18 protein-coding genes are annotated in these 21,751 nt (G+C 56.7%); 11 read left to right on the top strand and 7 right to left on the bottom strand.

Translation table 11 applies throughout. From position 1 onward, the window contains the following. Positions 1-161 precede the first annotated feature (161 nt). The 3 genes from BLP93_RS06515 to BLP93_RS06505 are packed head-to-tail and all read left to right on the top strand — an operon-like array spanning position 162 to position 2,409. Positions 162-545 carry a hypothetical protein gene (locus BLP93_RS06515; protein WP_092118849.1) on the top strand — a complete coding sequence of 128 codons (384 nt, stop codon included), beginning with the start codon at positions 162-164 and terminating at the stop codon, positions 543-545. Beyond that, the gene (locus BLP93_RS06510) at positions 546-1,709 is read left to right on the top strand and encodes an ABC transporter permease (RefSeq protein ID WP_092118846.1); all 1,164 of its coding nucleotides are present in this window, start codon (positions 546-548) and stop codon (positions 1,707-1,709) included. Beyond that, positions 1,702-2,409 (top strand): ABC transporter ATP-binding protein, encoded by a 708-nt coding sequence (locus BLP93_RS06505; protein WP_092118843.1) that lies wholly within the window; start codon positions 1,702-1,704, stop codon positions 2,407-2,409. Before BLP93_RS06510 ends, BLP93_RS06505 begins: the two co-directional genes overlap by 8 nt. Before the next feature lie 571 nt (positions 2,410-2,980). Here the strand turns inward: BLP93_RS06505 and BLP93_RS06500 are convergent. The 5 genes from BLP93_RS06500 to thiM form a co-directional block, all read right to left on the bottom strand. Continuing rightward, a complete protein-coding gene (locus tag BLP93_RS06500; protein ID WP_092118840.1) occupies positions 2,981-3,889 on the bottom strand; it encodes a hypothetical protein in 909 nt (302 codons plus the stop codon). Beyond that, the gene (locus tag BLP93_RS06495) at positions 3,882-5,483 is read right to left on the bottom strand and encodes an HsdM family class I SAM-dependent methyltransferase (protein WP_092118837.1); all 1,602 of its coding nucleotides are present in this window, start codon (positions 5,481-5,483) and stop codon (positions 3,882-3,884) included. Before BLP93_RS06495 ends, BLP93_RS06500 begins: the two co-directional genes overlap by 8 nt. A gap of 837 nt (positions 5,484-6,320) precedes the next feature. Further along, on the bottom strand, positions 6,321-7,418 hold the full coding sequence (gene mutY, locus BLP93_RS06490) for an A/G-specific adenine glycosylase (protein ID WP_167353017.1): 1,098 nt from the start codon (positions 7,416-7,418) through the stop codon (positions 6,321-6,323). Then, positions 7,411-9,606, bottom strand: coding sequence for a ribonuclease R (rnr, locus tag BLP93_RS06485; protein ID WP_092118835.1), 2,196 nt, complete (start codon positions 9,604-9,606; stop codon positions 7,411-7,413). The genes mutY and rnr overlap by 8 nt, the downstream gene beginning before the upstream one ends. Before the next feature lie 81 nt (positions 9,607-9,687). Then, positions 9,688-10,503 (bottom strand): hydroxyethylthiazole kinase, encoded by an 816-nt coding sequence (gene thiM / locus BLP93_RS06480; RefSeq protein WP_092118832.1) that lies wholly within the window; start codon positions 10,501-10,503, stop codon positions 9,688-9,690. Positions 10,504-10,611: 108 nt separating this feature from the next. Between thiM and BLP93_RS06475 the strand changes: the two genes are divergently transcribed. The 3 genes from BLP93_RS06475 to BLP93_RS06465 are packed head-to-tail and all read left to right on the top strand — an operon-like array spanning position 10,612 to position 13,088. Continuing rightward, positions 10,612-11,226 (top strand): DUF2318 domain-containing protein, encoded by a 615-nt coding sequence (locus tag BLP93_RS06475; protein WP_092118829.1) that lies wholly within the window; start codon positions 10,612-10,614, stop codon positions 11,224-11,226. After that, complete coding sequence (locus BLP93_RS06470; protein WP_092118826.1) at positions 11,223-12,395, top strand: ABC transporter permease; 1,173 nt, start codon at positions 11,223-11,225, stop codon at positions 12,393-12,395. Before BLP93_RS06475 ends, BLP93_RS06470 begins: the two co-directional genes overlap by 4 nt. Before the next feature lie 24 nt (positions 12,396-12,419). Continuing rightward, complete coding sequence (locus BLP93_RS06465) at positions 12,420-13,088, top strand: ABC transporter ATP-binding protein (protein WP_208596582.1); 669 nt, start codon at positions 12,420-12,422, stop codon at positions 13,086-13,088. 41 nt (positions 13,089-13,129) lie between these two features. Here the strand turns inward: BLP93_RS06465 and metW are convergent, their stop codons facing one another. Continuing rightward, positions 13,130-13,789 carry a methionine biosynthesis protein MetW gene (metW, locus tag BLP93_RS06460; RefSeq protein ID WP_092118823.1) on the bottom strand — a complete coding sequence of 220 codons (660 nt, stop codon included), beginning with the start codon at positions 13,787-13,789 and terminating at the stop codon, positions 13,130-13,132. After that, positions 13,786-14,979: a homoserine O-acetyltransferase MetX gene (gene metX / locus BLP93_RS06455; protein WP_092118820.1), complete on the bottom strand. Its 1,194-nt coding sequence runs from the start codon at positions 14,977-14,979 to the stop codon at positions 13,786-13,788. The genes metW and metX overlap by 4 nt, the downstream gene beginning before the upstream one ends. Before the next feature lie 444 nt (positions 14,980-15,423). On the opposite strand from metX, the gene BLP93_RS06450 reads away from it, so the two are divergent. The 5 genes from BLP93_RS06450 to BLP93_RS06430 all read left to right on the top strand — a co-directional run bounded on the left by BLP93_RS06450 (position 15,424) and on the right by BLP93_RS06430 (position 21,556). Continuing rightward, positions 15,424-16,167: an ABC transporter ATP-binding protein gene (locus tag BLP93_RS06450; protein WP_092118817.1), complete on the top strand. Its 744-nt coding sequence runs from the start codon at positions 15,424-15,426 to the stop codon at positions 16,165-16,167. Next, a complete protein-coding gene (locus BLP93_RS06445; RefSeq protein ID WP_092118814.1) occupies positions 16,164-18,527 on the top strand; it encodes an ABC transporter permease in 2,364 nt (787 codons plus the stop codon). Before BLP93_RS06450 ends, BLP93_RS06445 begins: the two co-directional genes overlap by 4 nt. Before the next feature lie 47 nt (positions 18,528-18,574). After that, positions 18,575-19,777, top strand: a complete 1,203-nt coding sequence (locus BLP93_RS06440) for an efflux RND transporter periplasmic adaptor subunit (RefSeq protein WP_092118811.1) — start codon at positions 18,575-18,577, stop codon at positions 19,775-19,777. A 970-nt stretch (positions 19,778-20,747) separates the two neighbouring features. Beyond that, entirely contained in the window at positions 20,748-21,110 is a 363-nt protein-coding gene (locus tag BLP93_RS17540) for a type II secretion system protein (RefSeq protein WP_092118808.1), read from the top strand. Positions 21,111-21,151: 41 nt separating this feature from the next. Continuing rightward, complete coding sequence (locus BLP93_RS06430) at positions 21,152-21,556, top strand: prepilin-type N-terminal cleavage/methylation domain-containing protein (RefSeq protein WP_244148665.1); 405 nt, start codon at positions 21,152-21,154, stop codon at positions 21,554-21,556. The last annotated feature ends 195 nt before the right edge of the window (positions 21,557-21,751 follow it).

Here is a 21,751-nt window from a genome sequence, read left to right as displayed (position 1 = left end):
AGGCCGGAATCCCGTGCGGAAATGCCCATTCACCGAATGAGCTGAAAAGTTACCTCTGAACATCCTATCTCGTCGCAACCGGCGAACCGGAACGCTGGCCCTTTATCAAGAGGTCCAGGTGATCGGTGTTGTCAACAATTCTCACAACAAGGAAAATCTCTATGCGAAAATATGTTCTCGTCTTCTCGCTGATATCCATCAGTGTCATCGGGCTTGCTGTCTTCAACCCGACTGCGACCCCCGCTCTCAACGTGAACGACGTTGCTTTTGATCCCCTGGCCTACACAGGGAACATCACCATTCGCGGCGTGACGGGCGCCGTATCCAATCAAGATCCGAGCATCTTTGGAATAATGGACGTGAAGGAACTTCGATGCACAGTCCAGGGTTGCGAGAAAGTCTTTCTCCCAATCAAATATACGGGCAAGAGGCCCTCAATGGGAGATGAGGTCGTTGTCGCGGGCAGCTTCACCGAAAACAAGGGCACCCTGATCTTCGACGCAGACTCCGTCCAAATTGTGCGTAACCATAATCTGGGAGGCTAAATGACCATCTCCAAGCTTGTGGTCCGTAATATTGTTTGGCGGCGGGGAAGATTCGTCTTCACTTTGCTCGGGATCACCATCGGCATAGCCTCCTACGTCACCTTCCTGTCCATGGGCGGCAGCTTGAAGAACGAGATCCACCGGGAAACCGCTGCCCTAGGGGCGAATCTCATCGTCATTCCCAAAGGCTCGTGCGGATATGAGCAGCTTTCCATTCTTACCGGCGATCAGATGCCGACCAACATCACTTCTGAGGAGGTCGTCAGGATCGAATCCATTGAAGGCCTGACAGTGATCCCGTTCCTCGTCCAGAGGACCGCCCTCAACAATGTGCCGATTACAGTCAACGGCATCCTTCCTGACGAGGTCATGCATTCGAGAGGCTTGGCGGTCGATCAGGGCAGGTACTTTTCATCTCCTGAGGACACGGGGGCCGTGATCGGCTCCGAAGTTGCCGCACGATTCGGCTTCCCTCCCGGAAGCACGCTGACCCTCAGAGGCGCACAGGTCCCGGTGCTAGGCGTTCTCAAAGCCACGGGCGGCAAGGACGATGTAACCATCTTCCTCCCCATGAAGCTGGCCCAGGATATTTTCAATTCCGTGAACCTCTATTCGTATGTCGCCATCGCCTTCAACGATCCGGCGCTTGCCGAGAGCTACAGCGATCAGATCCGGGCGGCCACGGGACTTGGCGTGGTTTCTGACCAGCAGATGCTCAGCTCCGTGCTTGCCATTGTCGGCTCGGTGAACGTCACGCTGCAGCTCATTGCGGCGGTGGCGATTCTGGCGGCTGCCTTCGGCATCATCAACACGATGATGACCGCCACCTATGAGCGAAAGCGAGAAATCGGCATTCTGCAGGCGCTTGGAGCTACTCGAAAAGTGATTTTCTCCGTTTTTGTCATGGAATCTGGGCTTTATGGGTTGTTCGGCGGCATCTGCGGAGTCGCGGGAGGCATGCTGGCATCGGTGATCGTGACGCCCTACATCAGCGAGAACGCCTTTACGACCCTGATGAAGGGGTCGGGCAGCGGCAATGTATTCGATGTCACGGTTATCCTCGGTGCCATGACGCTCTCCATTCTGGTTGCGGTAATCGCCGGTGTGTATCCTGCTTGGAGAGCGGCTCGTCTCTCGCCTGTGGAGGCCATCAGCCATGGATAACATCATTTTGCGCACCATGGACGTTTTCAAAACCTACGGCAGAGGGGATGCCGCCACCATGGCTTTACGCGGCATAACACTGGATATTCCCCGCGGATCATTTACCTGCGTAGTCGGCCCTTCGGGTCATGGCAAAAGCACTCTCTTGCACCTGCTCGGTGGATTGGATCGCCCCTCAAGTGGTAGGATTCTTCTCGACGGTGTGGACATCGGTGCTTTGAGCAGCAGCGAGCTGGCTCGCCTTCGAGGGCGCAAGATCGGCTTCGTCTTTCAGTTCTTCAATCTTCTGCAAGGGCTCACGGCCATTGAGAACGTCGAAACGGCCATGATGCTTGCGGGAACACCGGAGAGGGATCAAACCGAAAGAGCCATGCATCTGCTGCAGTCGCTGGGGCTTGGCGACAAGACCGACTCCAGGCCTTCGGACCTCTCAGGCGGTCAGCAGCAGCGGGTCGCCATTGCCAGGGCACTGGCAAACGATCCGGATATTCTCATGATGGACGAACCCACGGGCAACCTTGATTCGTCCGCGGAGGCGGAAGTCATGTCCATTCTGCATTCCCTGCACGACCAAGGCAAGACCATCGTCATAGTGAGCCACAACAATGAGATAGCAATGGCGTCGGAACGCATCATCCGGGTCAAGGACGGCATGATTGACTCGTCAGTACAGAGAGAAACCCTTCGGACGGCTCAGTGAATCAAGCATATTTTGTCCTTTCTTCCCCTGTACTGAGCAGAGTGCACAGAGACACCGCTACTTTGGCCGTGGCGAGAAAAATGGTGGCATATCTGTTGGCTGCAGACAAAAAACAGCAACCTTTCACGTACAGAGAGGAAAAAAAAGCAGCATAAATTGCCGAAACCACAGCTGTTGAGCGTCAACGCGCTGATACGATGTGACACATAGCTTTTGCCGACACCCTGCCGTTCCTCGCGTAATAAGGGACTATGCGAATGGCACTTTTGCCATGATGCTTCTGTATGCCTGTTTCGAGGACGGCAGGGTTAACCCAAACTGACTCTTCAGCGAAAGCTATTTCCGCAAGGGAGGGACATAGAGCCATATCTCCCAGCCTGATGCTGCAAATGGATGTCTGGTCGGTAACCAATCTCGACCCAAGCGAGAGAATAAAAAGACGTCGGCAAGCAACATTTCATAGCACCCGGATTTCTCAAACCAGGATGTTCAGGGAATCTCAATCTTCCCACTTGACTTTCTTATCATGGATGTCCCTTTTTGCTGCCCGCGTGCAGCAATTTGTTAAGCGCTACTCACCCAAATGAATGTGATGACTAAAGCTGCTATGTTCAATAGAGTCAACAAAAATCCGTCTAGCCTTTTCAAGGCTTTGATAGTAATCTCTAAATTGAAATGAAAGTTTATCAGCAAGCTCTCTTGATTCTGGTATTGGAATTAGAATCTCATGCATTCTTTTTCCGACATCTTCCCTATTTGTTTGCATGAATACGATGCGCTCCCATTGTGCAACCACTTCTTTAAGAGTGAGAGCCCAAAGCAAATAGAATTGATCGAACAAATCTGTATTAGTTCGGACAACAATAACTTCTTTGGTTAACACCGAGTTTTCTTGTCCCGGCATAAGAACACAAAACTCACCAATATTTTTAGATGCTCTTTCAGGAGAAACCAGATCATATGCTTGCAGGCCAGAGGTGTCATCACCCCAAAACTTCTTTGCCAGCGCAAGAGGCACCATATTTGTTGGATTAATATTGACATGCCCCGCGCGAAGGTCAGACACTTTGATATATGGAATTTCACCAAGCCTTTGATCGGAGCTGGGGCTTCCATGACCACCAAACAGCAATAATTTTTTTTCTTTTTTAAGCTGACCTAATGACTTAAGCGTAAATCCTTTATTATTTTTTGAGAGCTCTTCAATTCCCTCAAGTGTTTTGTGGTCAAAATATTTTGGAACATATGAACTACTTTCTACAATTCGACTCGTAACATAGAAAAACACCTCTTTTCTAGAAAAATCCCCAGATTTAACAAGATCACAACATTCTGCCAGATCGTCATCAATATCAGAGTTTGAACGAATTCCAGTATCTGGATTCACAATATACTGCTCATGACCATCCTTGTTAATTCCGCATGTTTTTGCGTTTACAATTAGGGTTTGTCCATCTCGGAACCAACTAGGTTTATGCATTTTTATCGACCACCTTTTCGAAAATATAGAAATTTGTCTTCGCGCGACAGAATCCCTGGAATGCCTCCATGGCAATATTCAGCATGCCTTTTAACTCAAGCCGATCTTTAAGCCAGAACCTAAGCCAAGCATAGGAAGGTGAAAACATATATGTTTCAGGCAGAATAATTCCTAACCTTCCACCATCTGCAAGCAAGTCATAGCAGCGCTCAAGAAATAAAATCCCTATCTCTCGTTCTTCATGAACGCTCTTTGAATATTCGAAGCCACCACTTGGTAGTTTTTTCGGCTTTCTGGAAATAGTGAAACCAGCCGCTTTTGCATCAACCTTTGAAACCTTCAATCCTTTTCCAAACGGTGGATTTGTTACAATGCATGTAAATGATCTAGGCGTAAGCGCAGTTTGCAAATCTTGAAAATATGTAGCCCACAAATGCTTTCTTATGGAATCACCCAAATAGGTATTCGTGCTGCCATCGCCAATCGTTAGCATAATCGCCTTTGTTAATTTGACGTTAATACGGTCTTTATCGACTCCAAATAGATGACGATTTGCCCAGCTCTTTGTATCGCCATCAGACATGGTAGGGTGGTTTTCGATTAGCTGCCTAAAGCTCTCTAGAAGAAAACCTCCAGTTCCGCATGCAGGGTCTAGGACTTTGTCACTTGGCTTGATTTCCATTAATTTTATCGCACTCCGGATGACGGGATATGGAGTGTAATATTGACCTTCTTCGGACTTTAAGCTCGACGTTCGAAATATTTGAAATGCTTCAGAGATGACACTAATCGAAGTGTCTCGAAGTCGATATTTAGAAATTTCGTACGCGCATGAATGAATTGTATGATCATCAAGATGTATGTCTTTATCCGAATCAGTTAAAAATAGGTCGCTATGGGCTATGCGCATACCATCAAAAAGTGCCTTTACCTTTTTCGCGGTTTCCTCTTCACTACCCCATACTTGAAAAGGCGCTGGATCATCAGGGGAATATTTGGCTAGCTTATCGCCTTCCAGCTTAGCAAGAATAATATTGCACAAGTTGTTGAGCTGATCATCCCTGCGAGTGCTTAAGGTATCTCTGCTTACCACTACGTCTAACAGCCGAGAAAATGTCTTTTTTAATTCCGCAGTAGTTGGGACTTCCAAGTCAGCCCAAGTTAGGCGCTTTCCTGCTGTTCTTATAAGGCTATCCGTCGGTTTGGGAAGGCTCCCGTTTTTCTCAATATCAAATTTGCCATCAGGAGTCCTATAAACAAGAATCAATTCCTGACCATTAGTCCATATTCCAAGCAATACATGAGGCTCAAGGCTCATGTAAATTTCTAACTGATTTATCCCCTCAACTATAGTTGGAGCTTTTGTTTCAATTATGACTTGAAGATGTTGATAATCACCGACATGGGATGGATGATCAAAAATCGCCACATCGATTGGAAAAGATTTAAAGCTCTGCCCTTTCTCACGACGACTAGCCTCGCTAGGCGTTTTGGGCACGCGCCATTCCGGCTCATATTGAAGCTGGTTTTTATCCCATCCGAGTTTGAGCAATTTTTCTACAAGAGGAAGGCGGACTTCAGTATGTTCACTCATTAAGTTTACTTCTCATTAGTTTGTTTACTGCGAAGTCGACTTTATCGCTTCGCAGTGTTATTATGCTAATTTCACAAAATCTGCCCCTCAAATTCACGGCCTTAGCACCTGCTGATTTTACAAGCACTTTTTGAAAATACGATCCGTATTTTTATCTTTCAATAGCTTGAGAAATGTCTGTCAAATCATTCTTGACTCCGAAGTTGGATTTATGCTCTGTGTTGAAGTTAGCTTTATGCGGCAGCCATATAACCACCATAAGGGCGGGGCATAAAGCCAACCTCGGAGGAGATGATGGATACACCGTGATCACTGTTGACGACTGGGAAGGTCTTGAAGGTAAGTGTCCCACTGGAACGTTATCACGCGTATCTGGAAGCCATCGTCCAATTCCGATACTGTTTTCCGGGAAAACCTATAATGTACTAAATGTTGAAGCCTTTAAACGACATTTTGAGTGGAAGCAATCATATCTGGCTCCTGATCTTTTCACGGTCCGTCGAGAGGCTCTGCGCTGGCATTACCTGGAAGGGTGCAAGCGAATGAACAGGAGAAGGTGCCATCGCCGGGGAAAACAGAACCCGGCGATGATGATCAAGGCTCGAGAACAGACCCCTCCTCTCATGAAAGAATAGAGCCCTACCCTGTCGCCACCTCAGGGAATCAGTCTCCGGAAACCGTCCGGATGGTCGATATCCTCATCATCTCAACCGCTTCATGGCAATGCTCCTTGTCGATTTACGTACATTCCAACGTACATAAAGTCATGAAGAGAGCAACGCGGACAACCTTTATCTTTCCAGTGACATGGGACCGCAAGTTGGTGCCCTTCCAGTTTCACTCAGTACAAAATCCCCCACCCGCAAACGTCTGGTCAATCAGCTTGCGATGGCCGGCGGGGAAGGCGAAGTGGTCGAGTTCTTTCGGTGATACCCAGCGGAATTCCTGGGCCGCGGTGAGGATGGGCGGGGTTTGGGGGGTGTTGTCGGGGAGGTGGCAGCAGAAGCAGTGCAGGGCGACGCGGTATTTGGTGTAGCCGTGGCGGATCACGGCCAGTTTGCGCAGGTTGTCGATCCGGAAGCCGGTTTCTTCCATGTATTCGCGGATCAGGGTCTGTTCCGGTGTTTCGGCGCCTTCGATAGTTCCGCCGGGAAATTCCCAGAGGCCGGCCCAGACGCCGGTGGTCGGACGTTTCTGGATGTAGATCAGTCCGCCGGCCATGAGCACGCCCGTGGCCACGTCGATGGGGATGTAGGTTACTGCTTTGGCCGGTACCGGCCGTTCCAGCACGATGTCCAGCCGCCGGGCCTCGCAGAGGTCGTGCAGCGGGCAGAAAGAGCAGCGGGGGCGACGAGGGAGGCAGACCAGGGCGCCCAGTTCCATCAGGGCCTGGCTGAAATGGCGCGCCTGACCCGGCGGAGTCAGCCGCAAGGCGTGCTCGGCGATGAAATCCCTGGCGGTACGTTCCTTGACCGGGGTATCCAGATCGAAGACCCGAGCGAAGACGCGCCCCACGTTGGCGTCCACCACGGCATGGGGCTGGTTGAAGGCGATGGCGCAGACAGCGGCCGCGGTGTAGGGGCCCACGCCGGGCAGGGCCAGCCAGGAGGCATGTTCTTGGGGCAACTCGCCTCCCAGCCGCTCCACCACGTAGCGCGCCGCCCGGTGCAGGTTGCGGGCCCGGGTGTAGTAGCCCAGGCCTTCCCAGGACGCGAGGATTGCATCCTCGCGGGCCGAGGCCAGGGCTTGAACATCCGGAAAGCGGGCAATCCAGCGCTGAAAATAACCCAAGACCCGGTCCATCTGGGTCTGCTGGAGCATCACCTCGGAAATCCAGACCTGATAGGGGTCGTAGTTCCTCCGCCAGGGCAGATCCCGGGCCTGATCCGCGAACCAGGACAGGAGCGGCGCGGAAAAGGACTTCTGGTCAATCACGCTTTTCTTTCTTGCCTTTCCTGGATTTCCTGGCTTTCTTCTCCTCCTCTTTCTCCGGTGCGAGCACCAGCGTGATCTCCAGCCGCGAGAGGCTGACTTCCTCGAGCACGACCTGGACATGCTGGCCCAGGCGGAAGGTCCGCCCGGTCCGCCGCCCGATCAGTTCGTGGCGCTCCGGGAAAAAGGTATAATAGTCGTCCGAGAGCGAGGAGAGGCGGACCATGCCGTCGGCCATGACATCGGCGAGTTCCACCCAGAATCCGAAATCCGTGAGGGATGAAACAACCCCGGAAAACTCTTCGCCCACCCGGTCCATGAGAAACATGACCGTCACCCGCTTCAGGATCTCCCGTTCCGCGGCCATGGCTCGCCGCTCCCGAATGCTCAGGGCGTCGCCCAGGGTCTTGAGCTGCTTGTGGGACACCTTGGGGCCGCGACCGGACAGGGCGTTTTTCAGGGCCCGGTGCAGTTCCAGGTCCGCGTAGCGCCGGATGGGCGAGGTGAAGTGGGCGTAGCATTTGGACGCCAGGCCGAAGTGCCCGATGTTGTCCGGGCTGTACTTGGCCTGCATCTGGCTGCGCAGCAACAGCCGGTTGACCAGAAACTCCATCTCCGTGTCCCGGGCCGCGGCCAGCAGGGTCTGGAGCATTTCGGGCTCCGCGGGCTCGCCTTTTTTAGGCAGCCGCACGGCCAGTTCCGTCCGGCCCAGAACCTCGAACAGGCCGCGCAGCTTTTCCGGGTCGGGCGTGTCGTGAATCCGGTAGAGCATGGGCACGTCTTTTTTGGTCAGAAACTCGGCCACGGCCTCGTTGGCCGCGATCATGAACTCCTCGATGATCTGGTGCGAAAAATGTCTGGTCCGGGACTGGATGTCCACGGCCTCGCCGCGCACGTCCAGCAGAATTTCCGGGTCCGGCAGGTCGAAATCCAGGCTGCCGCGGCCATGGCGGCGTTTCTTGAGGATCCGGGCCAGGGATTCGGCCTGTTCCAGCATGGGCAGCAGCGGTTCCAGGTCCCGGAGAACCTGGGGATTGCGCTCCTCCAGGGCCTGGTGCACCTGCTCGTAGGTCAGCCGGGCATGGCTTTGCATGACAATGGCGTGAAAGGAAGCGCCGGTCATCTTGCCGTCCCGCGAAAACTCCATTTCCGCGGCCATGGCCAGTCGGGGCTCGGAAGGGTTCAGGCTGCACAGCCCGTTGGAGAGCCGTTCCGGGAACATGGGTTCCACGGATTTGGGAAAGTAGTAGGAATTGCCGCGTTCCCGGGCTTCCTCGTCCAGGGGCGTAAAGGGCGGCACGTAATGGGCCACGTCCGCGATGGCCACCCAGAGGGTGAAGCCCTTGGACGTCTCCCGCACGCAGACGGCGTCGTCGAAATCCTTGGCCGTCGCGCCGTCGATGGTCACCAGGGGCAGATCACGCAGGTCGCGGCGTCCACCGAAATCCTCTTCTGCTGGGCGCTCCGGCAGAGCCGCGGCCTGCTCCAGGACCGTTTCGGGAAAAACCGTGGGCACATGGTGATTGAACTTGACCAACTGCTCCTGCACGGCCAGGTCGGTTTCGGTTCCCAGCATGGCGACCATGGTTCCGGCCCAGAGATGCTCTTCCAGGCGTTCGCCGATCCGGGCCAGGACGATGTCGTTCTTTTGCGGCGCGATATCAACGTCCTCCGCCGTGAGCAGCAGATGAAAGCCCAGTTTCGGGTCCGTGGCCTGGGCCAGCCAGTAGCCCTTGCCCCGGACGTCCAGAATGCGCACGGCGTAGATTTCCGTCCGCCGCTCCAAAACGCGCACGACCCGTCCTTCGGGATTGCGTCCGCCGCGTTTGGGCAGCAGGGCCACGGCCACCTTGTCCCCGTGCCGGGCGTCCCCCAGATCCTTACTGCTGACGAAAACGTCCTTGCGCCGGCTGTCCTCCGGAAGCACGAAGCCCACGCCGGACCGCTGGACTTCCAGCTCTCCGGTGATGATCTGCATGTTGTCGGCCAGCCCGTAGGCGTCGCGCATTCGGATCAGCCGTCCGTCGCGGACCAGGATGTCCAGGGCTTCGTCCAGCTCCTTGCGCTGTCGGTTGGGCAGCCCCAGCAGCTTCAGCAGCTCTCCGAAACCCAGCGGCTTGCGGGACTTGCGAAAGACCCGCAGCAGGGATTCCACGCCCATCGGCTCGGCTGATCGTTTTTTTCGGGCCATGAAGTCACTCCTCCGTGCACATGTGGTGCAACAGGTTTTGAAGGTATCGACTGAAAAGAAGCAGATCCACCGGCAGCTCTCTCACTCTTCCTCGATCTCCGCGCGCAACATCTGCGTTGCGCCGATCATCCCGAGGACATCCAGAAAGGCCGGCTCGAAGCTGCCCGGACCGGAAGCCCTTTGGGCGGCCAGCTCGCCGGCGACGTTGTACATGGCCATGGCGCTCACGGCGCCGGTCAGGGCGTCGGGAGCAATTGCCGTGAACGCGGCCACCGTGGAACTCAACGCGCAGCCCATGCCGGTGATCTTGGTCATCAGGGGCGAGCCTCCGGTCAGGCGCACGGTGCGCTTGCCGTCGGCGACCAGATCCCGCTCCCCGGAAACCGCCACCACGCAGCCCAGCCTGGAGGCCAGTTCGCGGGCAGCATCGGCAATCTCCTCCACCTTGTGCACCGCATCCACGCCCCGGGCTCCGCCCTGAGCACCGGACACGGCCAGGATTTCGGAAGGATTGCCTCGCAAAACGCTTACCCGCACCGAGTCCAGGATCTGGTTCACCGTCTCGGTCCGATAACGGGTCGCTCCGGCGCCGACAGGGTCCAAAATGACGGGCTTGCCCAGCTCGTTGGCCTTTTTTCCGGCCAGAATCATGGCCTCCACCCAGTGCCGGCTGAGGGTGCCGATGTTCAGGGCCAGGGCTCCGGCAATGCCGGTCATCTCTTCGACCTCCTCCACAGCATGGGCCATCACCGGATACGCGCCCTGGGCCAGGAGCACGTTGGCCGATATCCCCATGACCACGAAGTTGGTGATGTTGTGGACCAGCGGACCTGCCCCGCGCAGATTGCCGAGCTGCTCCGCCGCGATCTCGGACCATTCTTTGTTGTGACTGTTCATGTCGTCTCCGCAATGCAGGTATATCTTGCCAACTTCACATTCAATCCTTACCTTTCCGCTCGGGATTAACCTGACCTATCTTGTGAACCAGATGGAGGCTCACGCACAATGACTACAAATAAACACAACGATTCCAAAGAGCAACGACGTGATCTCGACGCCAAGAAAAAAGCCGTTCTCGGCGCAACGAAGGGTGGTTCCGCGGGCGGTTCATCCGCGCAGAAGTCGCGAAAGTTCATCGTCCTTGGCTGTGTTTTGATCGTGGCGTTCGCGGTCCTTTTACTTTTCGCCCATTCCGGGCCTCAGGACAAGGCGGCTACCGCGGCCACGCCTGTTCCGGTTGTACCCATGGACGGGGAATTGGTCCATGCAGCGGCCACCTTGTCCGACGGCCGGGCCCGGCACTACGTCCTGGAAACGGCCGACGGCGTGGGCATCAGATATTTTGTGCTGCAAGCATCGGACGGCACGGTCCGGACCGCCTTTGACGCCTGCGACGCCTGCTGGCAGGCGAACATGGGATATGTTCAGGACGGGGAGGTGATGATCTGCCGCAACTGCAACATGCGCTTTCCAACCCGGGTCATCGGCGAGGTGCGCGGAGGCTGCAACCCCACGCCCCTGGCCAGCGTCGTCCGGGAGGGTAATATCGTGATCCGGGAAAGCGATGTTCTGGAAGGCCGGCCCTACTTCGACCTCAGCCCGGGGAGCTCGCGCGGATGAACCTGAACACCATTGCCATTGCAAACATCAAACGCCGGAAGGCCAAGGCCGCCTTCGTCCTGGCCGGGCTGCTCATCGCCGTGACCACGGTGGTCGCGCTGGTGGGCCTGCGTCAGGCCGTTTCCATGAATATTATTCATCAGTTGGAGCAGTACGGCGCGAATATCGTGATCCTGCCCCAAAGCGACAGCCTGGCCCTGAGCTACGGCGGCATATCCATGGGCGGAGTTTCCTTCGACGTGCGCAAGATCCACGAAGAAGAGCTGCAAAAGATCTATACCATCCCCTACCGCCAGAACCTCGCCGCCGTGGGGCCGGTGGTGCTCGGGGTGGTGCAAGCCCAGGGACAGAATGTGCTCCTGACCGGGCTGGATTTCGACGCGACAGTCGTGCTCAAGCCATGGTGGCGGATTCAGGGCGATATTCCCGGGGACAATCAGGTCCTATTGGGCGCTGAGGCAGCGCGGCTGCTCGGAATCGGCATCGGGGACTCCCTGTCGCTTGAAGCGGGAGAGCTGTCCGTAACCGGCATCCTCGAGCCCTCCGGCTCCCAGGATGATCAGCTGCTGTTCACGGACCTGCGCACCGCCCAGGTGCTTCTGGGCAAGGAAGGACTCGTTTCCATGGTCGAAGTGGCCGCCTTGTGCCACGGATGCCCCATCGATGAAATGGTGGAACACATTTCCGCGGCCCTGCCGGGGACGCAGGTCATGGCCATTCAGCAGGTGGTGGAAAGCCGGATGCAGGCCATGGATCACTTTGAAAAGTTCGCCTACGGAGTTTCCGGCGTGGTGATCGTGGTCTCCGGTCTGATGGTTCTGGTTTCCATGATGGGCAACGTCCGCGAGCGGGCCGGGGAAATCGGCGTATTTCGGGCCATCGGCTATCGCCGCGGCCATGTCATGCGCATCATATTCCTCGAGGCCGGGATACTCGCTCTGGTGGGCGGACTGGCAGGCTACCTGCTGGGCAAGGCCCTGACGCAGCTGACCCTGCCGCTGTTCACCATCGGAGAAATGGACACAGTGTTCCACCACGGAGCGCACTGGGATCCGCTGCTGCTCGTGTCGGCTGTCGGCTTGTCCGTGCTCGTCGGGCTGTCGGCCAGCATCTATCCCGCGGTCATGGCTTCGAGAATGGACCCGAACGAAGCCTTGCGGGCGATCTAACAACAATTTGAACAAGGTACGAACGTGAGCGCAATCATAGCAACGAATCTCGTCAAGCAGTACGGGACGGGCAATGCGGCCGTGACGGCCCTGGACAATGTCGGCATGCACATCGCTTCCGGCGAATTCGTGGCCATCATGGGCAAGTCAGGTTCGGGCAAGTCCACCCTGCTTTCCATCCTGGGCGCTTTGAACACGCCGTCCTCCGGAACGTGCGTCGTGGATGATCTGGACATTTATGACCTGACCCAGGACCAGCGTGCGGATTTTCGCCGGGAATACCTGGGATTCGTCTTCCAGAGCTTCCATTTGCTGCCCTATCTGAACGTTATGGAAAACGTGATGATCCCCCTGGCCGTGATCAATGAGCCCAGGAAAAGCAAGGAGGACCGGGCCCTGAAGGCGCTGGCCGAAATGGGGCTGGAGAACAAGGCAAGGCGCCTGCCCAACGAAATCTCCGGGGGCGAGCAGGAACGGGTGGCCATTGCCCGGGCCGTGGTCAACGACCCGCCCATCATCCTGGCCGATGAACCCACGGGCAATCTGGACAGCAAGACCGGTTCCGAGGTCATGGCCCTGCTCGGAAGGTTGAACGCCAAAGGCCGGACCATCGTCATGGTCACCCACAGCGAAGACAACGCCCGACACGCCGGCCGGATTCTGCGGCTGGCGGACGGGCGATTGCTGCAATGACCCCGATGGTTGAACAGAAAACTTACTATCCTGAGGGCGAATCAACCGCGTTTTCCCTCCAGCGCGAACAGCGCCAGCGAGGCCCGCAGGTTGGGCCAGAAGCGGACGTGGTGGGGTTGGTCGCGGCGGTCCAGGTTGACGAAGAGTTCCCTATGCACGGACCAGCCTTTTTCCCGGCATAATATACGGAAATCCTTGACCGTGACCAACCGGATGTTCGGCGTGTCGTACCATTGGTAGGGCAGGGCCGGGTTGACCGGTAGGCGGCCGCGGAAGAGGATCTGGGAGCGGATTCGCCAGTAGGTGAAGTTGGGAAAACTGACCAGGACCCGCCGGCCCACGCGCAGAGCTTCGGTCAGCAGGTGCAGCGGACTGGCCGTGGCCAGAAGCACCTGGTTCAGCACCACGACATCGAAGGACCCCTCCCGCAGATCGCACAGGCTTTCCTCCAGATCGGCCTGGATCACGGACAACCCCCGACTCAGACATTCAGCCACTGCGTTGGGATCCAGCTCCACCCCGCGCTCCTCCACTTCCCGGTCCGCCTTGAGCCGCAACAGCAAATCCCCGTTGCCGCATCCCAGATCCAGCACCCTGGCCTTGTGCGGGACCAGTCCGCTGATGGCCTCGTCCAGGGCCCGGTCACGGGGCTGGCTTCGGCTCCAGTCCACCTGTTGCGGGATTTCACATTGCGCGTTCATGATGCGTCCACCCGGGCCAGCCGTTCCAGAAAACCGGAGACGACATCGCCCATGCGGTGTCCGGGCAACAAAAAGGCGTCATGCCCCTGGTCGCTCTCGATGTTGCAGTAGGAGACGTCCAGCCCCACCCGGCGCAGGGCCTGGACCAGTTCCCGGGACTGGTCCGGGGGAAAGAGCCAGTCGCTGGTGAAGGAGACCACCAGAAACGAGGACCGGCATCCGGAAAAGGCCGTGGAGATCCGCCCGTAGGCCGCCTCCAGATCGAAATAGTCCATGGCCCTGGTAATGTAGAGATAGGTGTTTGCGTCGAACCGGCGGACAAAGCTGGAGCCCTGGTGATGTAGATAGCTTTCCACCTGGAAATCCTTGGTCAGGCAGAAGGAGCGGCCCTGATCGTTGATGTAGCGCCGGGAAAACTTGCGCAGCATGGCTTGCTCCGAAAGATAGGTGATGTGGCCGATCATCCGCGCAAGCCCAAGCCCCCGTTCCGGCTGGTCGTCCAGCGAATAATCCCCCCCGTTCCATTCCGGATCGCTCATGATGGCCTGCCGGGCCACCTCGTTGAAAGCGATGGCCTGGGGCGACAACCGGGCCGTGGAGGCGATGGGAATCGCCCCGCGGACCATTTCCGGAAAGCTGATGGCCCATTGCAGGACCTGCATTCCACCCAAAGACCCGCCGATCACGACAAGCAGGCGGGGCACGCCCAGGTGCTTGAGCAACCGCCGTTGGACCTGAACCATATCCTTCACCGTATAGAAGGGAAAATCCATGCCGTAGGGCTTGCCCGTGGCCGGATTGATGGACGAAGGTCCGGTGGTGCCCTTGCACCCGCCGAGGAAATTGCTGCAGATCACGAAATATTTGCGCGTATCCAGAGGCTTCCCCGGCCCGATCAGGATATCCCACCATCCCGGCTTTTCATCGCGTTCCAGCCCGTAATATCCGGCGGCATGGGCGTCTCCGGACAGGGCATGACAGACCAGCACGGCGTTGTCCCGGCGCTCGTTCAATTCGCCGTAGGTTTCGTAGGCCACGGTGATGGGATGCAGGGTCTGGCCGGACTCAAGGTGCAGGGTCTCCCCCGGTCCTTCGAAGGTTACCGTTTGCGTCCGCACCGGCTCCAGCCGTCCAACATCGGTCGGACGAACCTCCGGCAGGGTCTGCGGACGCTTGACGATCTCACTCATTAAAACTCCATGAACTTCGCGGAGAAGGATTTGACGATTTGCGGACGAAAGGTCCTGAAGCAAGCCGAAAAGGCGTTATTTTTGCATTTAATCGGAACAACTTCAACCTTGACGGGCAACGCTGGAGATGAGTTGTCGCCCAGCAAAGTCAACCCATACTCACAATCGAAATCGAAATCGAAATCGCAATCGCAATCGCAATCGGAATCGCAATCGAAAATCTGGAGACCTGGATTCCGGTTTTCGCCGGAATGACGAGTGCTGTTGCGCTACCGATTTCTGTCGTATTTCTAATTTGCGATTGCGATTGCGATTTCGATTTCGATGAGATCTGAAAATGGGAGCGGCGGCTGTTGTTTTTCGACGCTTGAGCAGGTAAGCGGCTGAATTGGCGCTTTTTTTCTTTATTCGACTTGAAGCCCTACGGGCATGGAGTCATCGAGCATGCACTCTTCGGATCAGGACAATGATGCTACGCGAGACGAGCACATCGTCTTCCACGCTCGTGGGCTGACCAAGGTCTACAGGATGGGGGAGGTGGAGGTGATCGCCCTGCGCGGGGTGGATCTGGACCTGTTTCGAGGCGAGTTCGTGGTTCTGCTGGGGCCGTCCGGAAGCGGCAAGTCCACCCTGCTGAACATCCTGGGAGGGCTGGACCGGCCCACGGAGGGCACGGTGCTTTGCCGGGGGCTGGATCTGGTTCAGGCCACGGAGCGGGAGCTGACCCGGTTCCGGCGGCGGGTCGTGGGTTTCGTCTTCCAGTTCTACAACCTGATTCCCAGCCTCACGGCCAGGGAAAACGTGGCCATCGTCACCGAGATCAGCGAAAATCCCATGGCGCCGGAGCAGGCACTGGAACTGGTCGGGCTTTCCAAGCGCCACGATCATTTTCCGGCCCAGCTTTCCGGAGGTGAACAGCAGCGGGTGGCCATAGCCCGGGCCATTGCCAAGCGTCCGGAAGTCCTGCTCTGCGACGAGCCCACCGGCGCGCTGGACTCGGCCACGGGCATTTCCGTGCTGGAAGCCCTGCAGCGGGCCAACCATGATCTCGGCACGACCACCGCTGTGATCACCCACAACGCGGACATCGCCAGAATGGCCGACCGGGTCGTCACCCTGAGCGACGGCCGGATCGCTTCCATCTCCGACAACCCGGACAAAATCGCGCCCCGGGAGCTGTTCTGGTGAGTGTTCTGACACGCAAGCTGCTGCGCGAACTGCTGCAGATGCGTGGTCAGGCCCTGGCCATTGCCGTAGTCATTGCCGGCGGCGTGGCCACTCTGGTCATGTCCCTGACCAGCCTCGAATCCCTGACCGAGACCCGCGACGTTTTCTACAGGGATTCCCGGTTCAGCCACGTCTTCGCGTCCTTGAAACGCGCCCCCCATTCCCTCGAGGAACACATCCGGGCCATTCCCGGAGTCCAGGTCGTGGAGACGCGCATCCAGGCCGGCGCCAATCTGGACATTCCGGATTATACTGATCCGGCCACGGGACAGTTCCTGTCCCTGCCCGACGGCCGCAACGCCGAGTTGAACAGCCTGTTTCTGCGTTCCGGACGCCTGCCCCGGCCGGGCCAGGACCGGGAAACGGTGGTCGGCGAGGCTTTTGCCGAGGCGCATGGCTTTCAACCCGGCGACCAATTGGCCGCGATCATCAACGGACGACGGCAGGAGCTGGAAATCGTTGGCGTGGCCCTGTCGCCGGAATTCATCTACCACCTCAAGCCCGGCGACATGTTTCCGGATTTCGAGCGACACGGCATTTTTTGGATGAATCGTTCCGCCCTGGCCGCGGCGTACGATCTGGACGGCGCTTTCAATGACGTGATCCTCACCGTCAGCCGAGAAGCCCGGATCGGGGATGTGCTGGAACGTCTGGATGCCCTGCTGGAGCCCTACGGAGGGTTGGGCGCCGTAGGCCGGGAGGAACAGCTCTCCCACAGGTATCTCTCGGAAGAGTTGAATCAACTGGCCAACATGGCCACCCTGTTCCCGACCATTTTTCTGGGTGTGGCCGCATTCCTGCTGAACGTCGTCTTTTCCCGGCTGATCAGCACCCAGCGCGAGCAGATCGCCATTCTCAAGGCCTTCGGCTACTCAAATTTCCGGATCGGCATGCACTACACCCAGATGGCACTGCTGATCTCCCTGTTCGGGCTTGCTTTGGGCGTGGCAGCCGGAGGCTGGCTCGGACAACAACTCGCGGAAATCTACCGAGATTTCTTTCGCTTCCCATATCTGGAATACCATATCTCGCCGCGGGTGATCACCATCGGCGCGGTGGTCACCCTTGCCGCAAGCCTGCTCGGCGCCCTGTTCGCCGTGCGCAAGGCCGTGGGACTGCCTCCGGCCGAGGCCATGCGTCCGGAGCCGCCGCCGGTCTTTCGGATCACTCTGGTGGAGCGCCTGGGTCTGCAGCGTTTCCTGGCCCAGCCGACGAGAATGATCCTGCGGAACATGGAACGCCGTCCGCTGAAAACCCTCCTGTCCATGGCCGGCATCGGCCTGGCCTGCGGCATCCTGATGGTCGGCCGGTTCCAGGAGGGCTCGGTGGACTACCTGATCAAGGTCCAGTTCGGTCTGGCCCAGCGCGACGACCTGACGGTCACCTTTATCGAGCCGACCTCCCGCCGCGTCCTGCACGATCTGGAAGCCCTGCCCGGCGTTTACTTGGCCGAACCGATGCGGGTAGCCGGAGTCCGTCTGCACCGGGGTCATGCCAGCCATCGGACCACGATTCAGGGGCTGGCGGAGGACGGGGACCTGTTCCGCATCCTGGACGAGGATCTGCGGGTGATCGCCGTTCCCCCGGAAGGGCTGGTGCTGGGCGACTATCTGGCGGAAATCCTGGACGTGCGCATCGGCGATTCGGTGGAGGTGGAGTTGCTTGAAGGACGCCGGGAACGGCTCACGGTTCCCGTGACCGGCATGGTTCGGGAATTCACCGGGGCATCAGCCTATATGCGCCTGGACGCCCTGAACCGCATCCTGCGTGAAGGCTCCGCCGTTTCCGGAGCATACCTGGCCGTTGACCCGGAATTCCGGGGCGAAGTGCTGCGTCGGCTCAAGGATTCGCCGCGGGTGGCGGGGGTCACGGACCGGCAGGCGGCCATTCTGAATTTCTACGACACCATGGCCGACATGGTGCTTACTTTCGCTTTTTTCAGCACCCTGCTGGCCGGCAGCATTGCCTTCGGAGTGGTCTACAACAGCGCCCGGATCGCGCTGACCGAACGCTCCCGGGAGATGGCCAGCCTGCGCGTGCTGGGCTTCACCAGGGGGGAGATCGGCTTTATCCTGCTGGGGGAGATGGCCGTGCTGACCATTGCGGCCATTCCCGTGGGTTTTCTGATCGGCATCGGCCTGATCGCCTATATCGTCCAGGGCATTGATTCCGAGCTGTACCGCATCCCGATGATCCTGGAGCCGCGCATCTTCTCCTTCGCGGCCACGGTCATCCTCGTGGCCAGCGCCGTTTCCTGGCTGGTCGTGGCCAGAAGACTGAAGAACCTGGATCTCGTGGGAGTGCTGAAAAGCCGGAATTGACGTTCAAGACGGCGGACGCATCCGCCCCGCAACCAAGGAAACAGCATATGATCTGGCGCAAGCGCATAATTTACGCATTGATCCTGGCCGGCGTGGTCGCGCTGCTGGTCTGGTCCTTCAGACCTTCCCCGATCCTGGTGGACACGGAGCCGGTCTCCCGCGGCCGAGTGGAAATGGTGGTCGAGGAGGAAGGACGGACCAGAGTAGCGGACAGATACGTGCTTTCATCGCCCCTGACGGCGCAGACCCAGCGTGTGACATGGGAAGTCGGCGATGCTGTTCAGGCGGGGGACGTGCTCGCGGTGCTCATGCCCTTGCCCTCGCCCGCACTGGACGCCCGGTCCGCGGCCGAGGCCCAGGCGCGGGTGCGGGCCGCCGAATCCGCTGTCAGGATGGGTCGGGCCGAACTCGACGCGGCCGCGACCTCGGCCCGTTTTGCCGAAAGCGATCTTGAACGTCTGCGTCGGCTCGCCGACCAGGAGCTGATCGCCCTCGGCGATCTGGAACAGGCCGAGACAGCAGCCCAAAGGGCATTGGCTCAGGAGCGATCAGCCCGTTTCCGGATGCAAACCCTGACATCCGAGCTGGAGGCGGCTCGAGCCGCGCTGCGCTTTGCCGGTGAAACCCGAACCGAGGAAGGGGTTCTGCAACTGCGCGCCCCGGTTTCGGGCCGCATTCTGCAGCGCCATTTTGAAAGCGCCCGCGTGGTGCAGCCGGGCGAGCCGATTCTGGAGATCGGTGATACGACGATTCTGGAAGTGGAGGTGGACGTGCTTTCCTCGGATGCCGTGCGTCTGGAACCGGGCATGCGCGTGTCCCTGGAACGCTGGGGCCGCCCCGATGCCCTGGAAGCCAGGGTGCGGCGCGTGGAGCCTCTGGGTTTCACCAAAATCTCGGCCCTGGGCGTGGAGGAGCAGCGCGTCCTGGTCATCGCCGACCTGATCTCGCCCCCGGAGCAATGGGACAGACTGGGCCACGGCTACCGGGTCAACGCCCGGTTCATGCTCTGGGAGGCGGAGGACATCCTGCGCGTGCCCACCAATGCCGTGTTCCGCCATGGCGACGGATGGGCCCTGTTCACGGTCCATGAGAACCGGGCTCGGCTGCGGATCGTTGAGCCGGGCCGCAGAGGCGGCTTTTGGACGCAAATCCTGTCCGGAGTCGAACAGGAGGAGATTGTCGTGGTTCACCCGGACCGGGACCTCCAGGACGGCGTCCGAGTGCGGATGAGAAATGCAACAGATGGATAACTTGAGCACCTTGCTTTGACTTTGGCAGCGACAGACGCAGAGCCTGATTGATCTGCATTTTACAAACGAGAATGCAGACGCGACTTCGAGAGGCATTGACTGGAGTATTCCAGGTTTCGGGAGTATCAGCAACGGGCGGGCTGTGTATCGGGGGCCACCCACTAACCCTTCAGTAGCACGATGGCGGAAAGGCATTTTGCACTTCAGCTTACCGGAAGACATTATGAATCTTGCATGATAGGATGATCAGGCGGAAAGGCGAAAGCACATAGGGGCCTTTCATGCACACAATAAATACGGCCCGCAAACGAGCCGTTATCGGCCACGCCTCTTGGAAAAAGGCCGCCGACTGTACGGTATTGGGACACTCAGCACTTGCCCAACGCTTTTGCGGTGGAACAAAAGATCTGAAAAACAAAGTACCGCCGGCAGCGTCCACCTCGGTTGCGAATTATGGAGTCTCTGGCAGGAAGTCGATGTAGATTGAGTACTGGCGCTGGGACGACTGGCCCGATCCATAGGTTGACTATCATTGACCACAACCTCCACTACACTCTGAATAATGCATCTCCCATGGTTGCACTTTCAAAATTTGTCGTTTTTGGACCTCAGTCTCATCAATTTTTGTAGATTTTGCCCTCCTGTCTCACTTCCAGGCAACTCTTTCCCATTGAATTTTCTTCAATTTCAAATATTTTTCGTAACGTCATCAGACAGTTGTGGAAACCATCTGCAACTATCGCCGATTCTCTTGCACTTTAGCACGATCTTTGCCAAGGGATTTGCCACAAAGCGGGTTGTCTCCGCTAGATCAGGACCATCGCAAATAAGGCAGACGGCTTTTTTTATCATCTAACTTACCAGTCCAGATAATTGAGGAGGTGCAAACAAAGCGATCAAACTCAAAATCACAAACACCTGTGGCTTTGGTTACCCAAATTTCATTTGTTTAACTTCAGAGGAGAAAATCATGGAAAAAAAAGATATTAAGAAGGCCCAAGGCGGTTTCACTCTCATCGAAATCATTGCCGTGCTGGTTATTCTGGGCATTTTGGCAGCGGTGGCGGTTCCGAGGTATATGGATTTACAAACAGCTGCTTTAGAGCGATCCCTTGATGGAGCTATTGCTGCGGGTCAGTCAAGGATGTCCATTGCATATGCAAATTTGATTTTGGGAGGAAATGTTTCGCCGACAGTGGCTCAAGTCGCAGCTGAAGCAGCGTGCGGTACAGCTATTACTGGTGATTTTAGTGTAGCGTGTGCGGAAACCGGAGTGATTACTGCTTCAAAAAATAATGCAACTAAATCCTACACTTGGGCAATGCCAAACTAGCCCATTTTTCCAACAACGCATCCTAATATTAGGATGCGTTGTTGAACAGAAAGATGAAAAAGAACAATCTCACTACACAATCTGGTTTTACATTGATCGAGATTATTGCTGTACTGATAATTATTAGCATAGTAGCAGCGGTATCGATTCAAAAATATATGGATTTGCAGCATGTTGCGCGTCAGATAGTCCTTGAAAGTGCTTTTGCATCTGGTGCTGCAACTATGTCATTAGATTTTTCAAAATTTATTTTGGAGGGCAATCAACCGGAAGTTTGGGGTGAATTGCCTGACGTGACGGATGTTCAGCTTGGCGATTTTGTAGCAACCATATCTTATGGCTGCGGCATTGATGCTGCCAGAGTTACAATAACCAATGGTCCCACTGGCTGGGCGAGTTTACCTTCTGGATTTCTTACTTTTAAAGATTTTACGATATGTAAGTGATAAAATGTATGGCTATACCCAGGTTAATTCTCGGAGCAGATATTAACCCCTTTCTACGCAGGCTCAGAACCTTTATTTCATTTCGTGGCTATCCATAGACGTTGCCAACATTCTAAAAAATTATCGTTTATATACGGAAATGATTTATTCTATCATTTGGGATTTATATTTGATATGTATAAACACCAGTTGTTC

This window comes from Desulfonatronum thiosulfatophilum, assembly GCF_900104215.1.
GTDB lineage: Bacteria > Desulfobacterota > Desulfovibrionia > Desulfovibrionales > Desulfonatronaceae > Desulfonatronum > Desulfonatronum thiosulfatophilum.
This window is presented reverse-complemented; position numbering and strand designations above follow the sequence as displayed.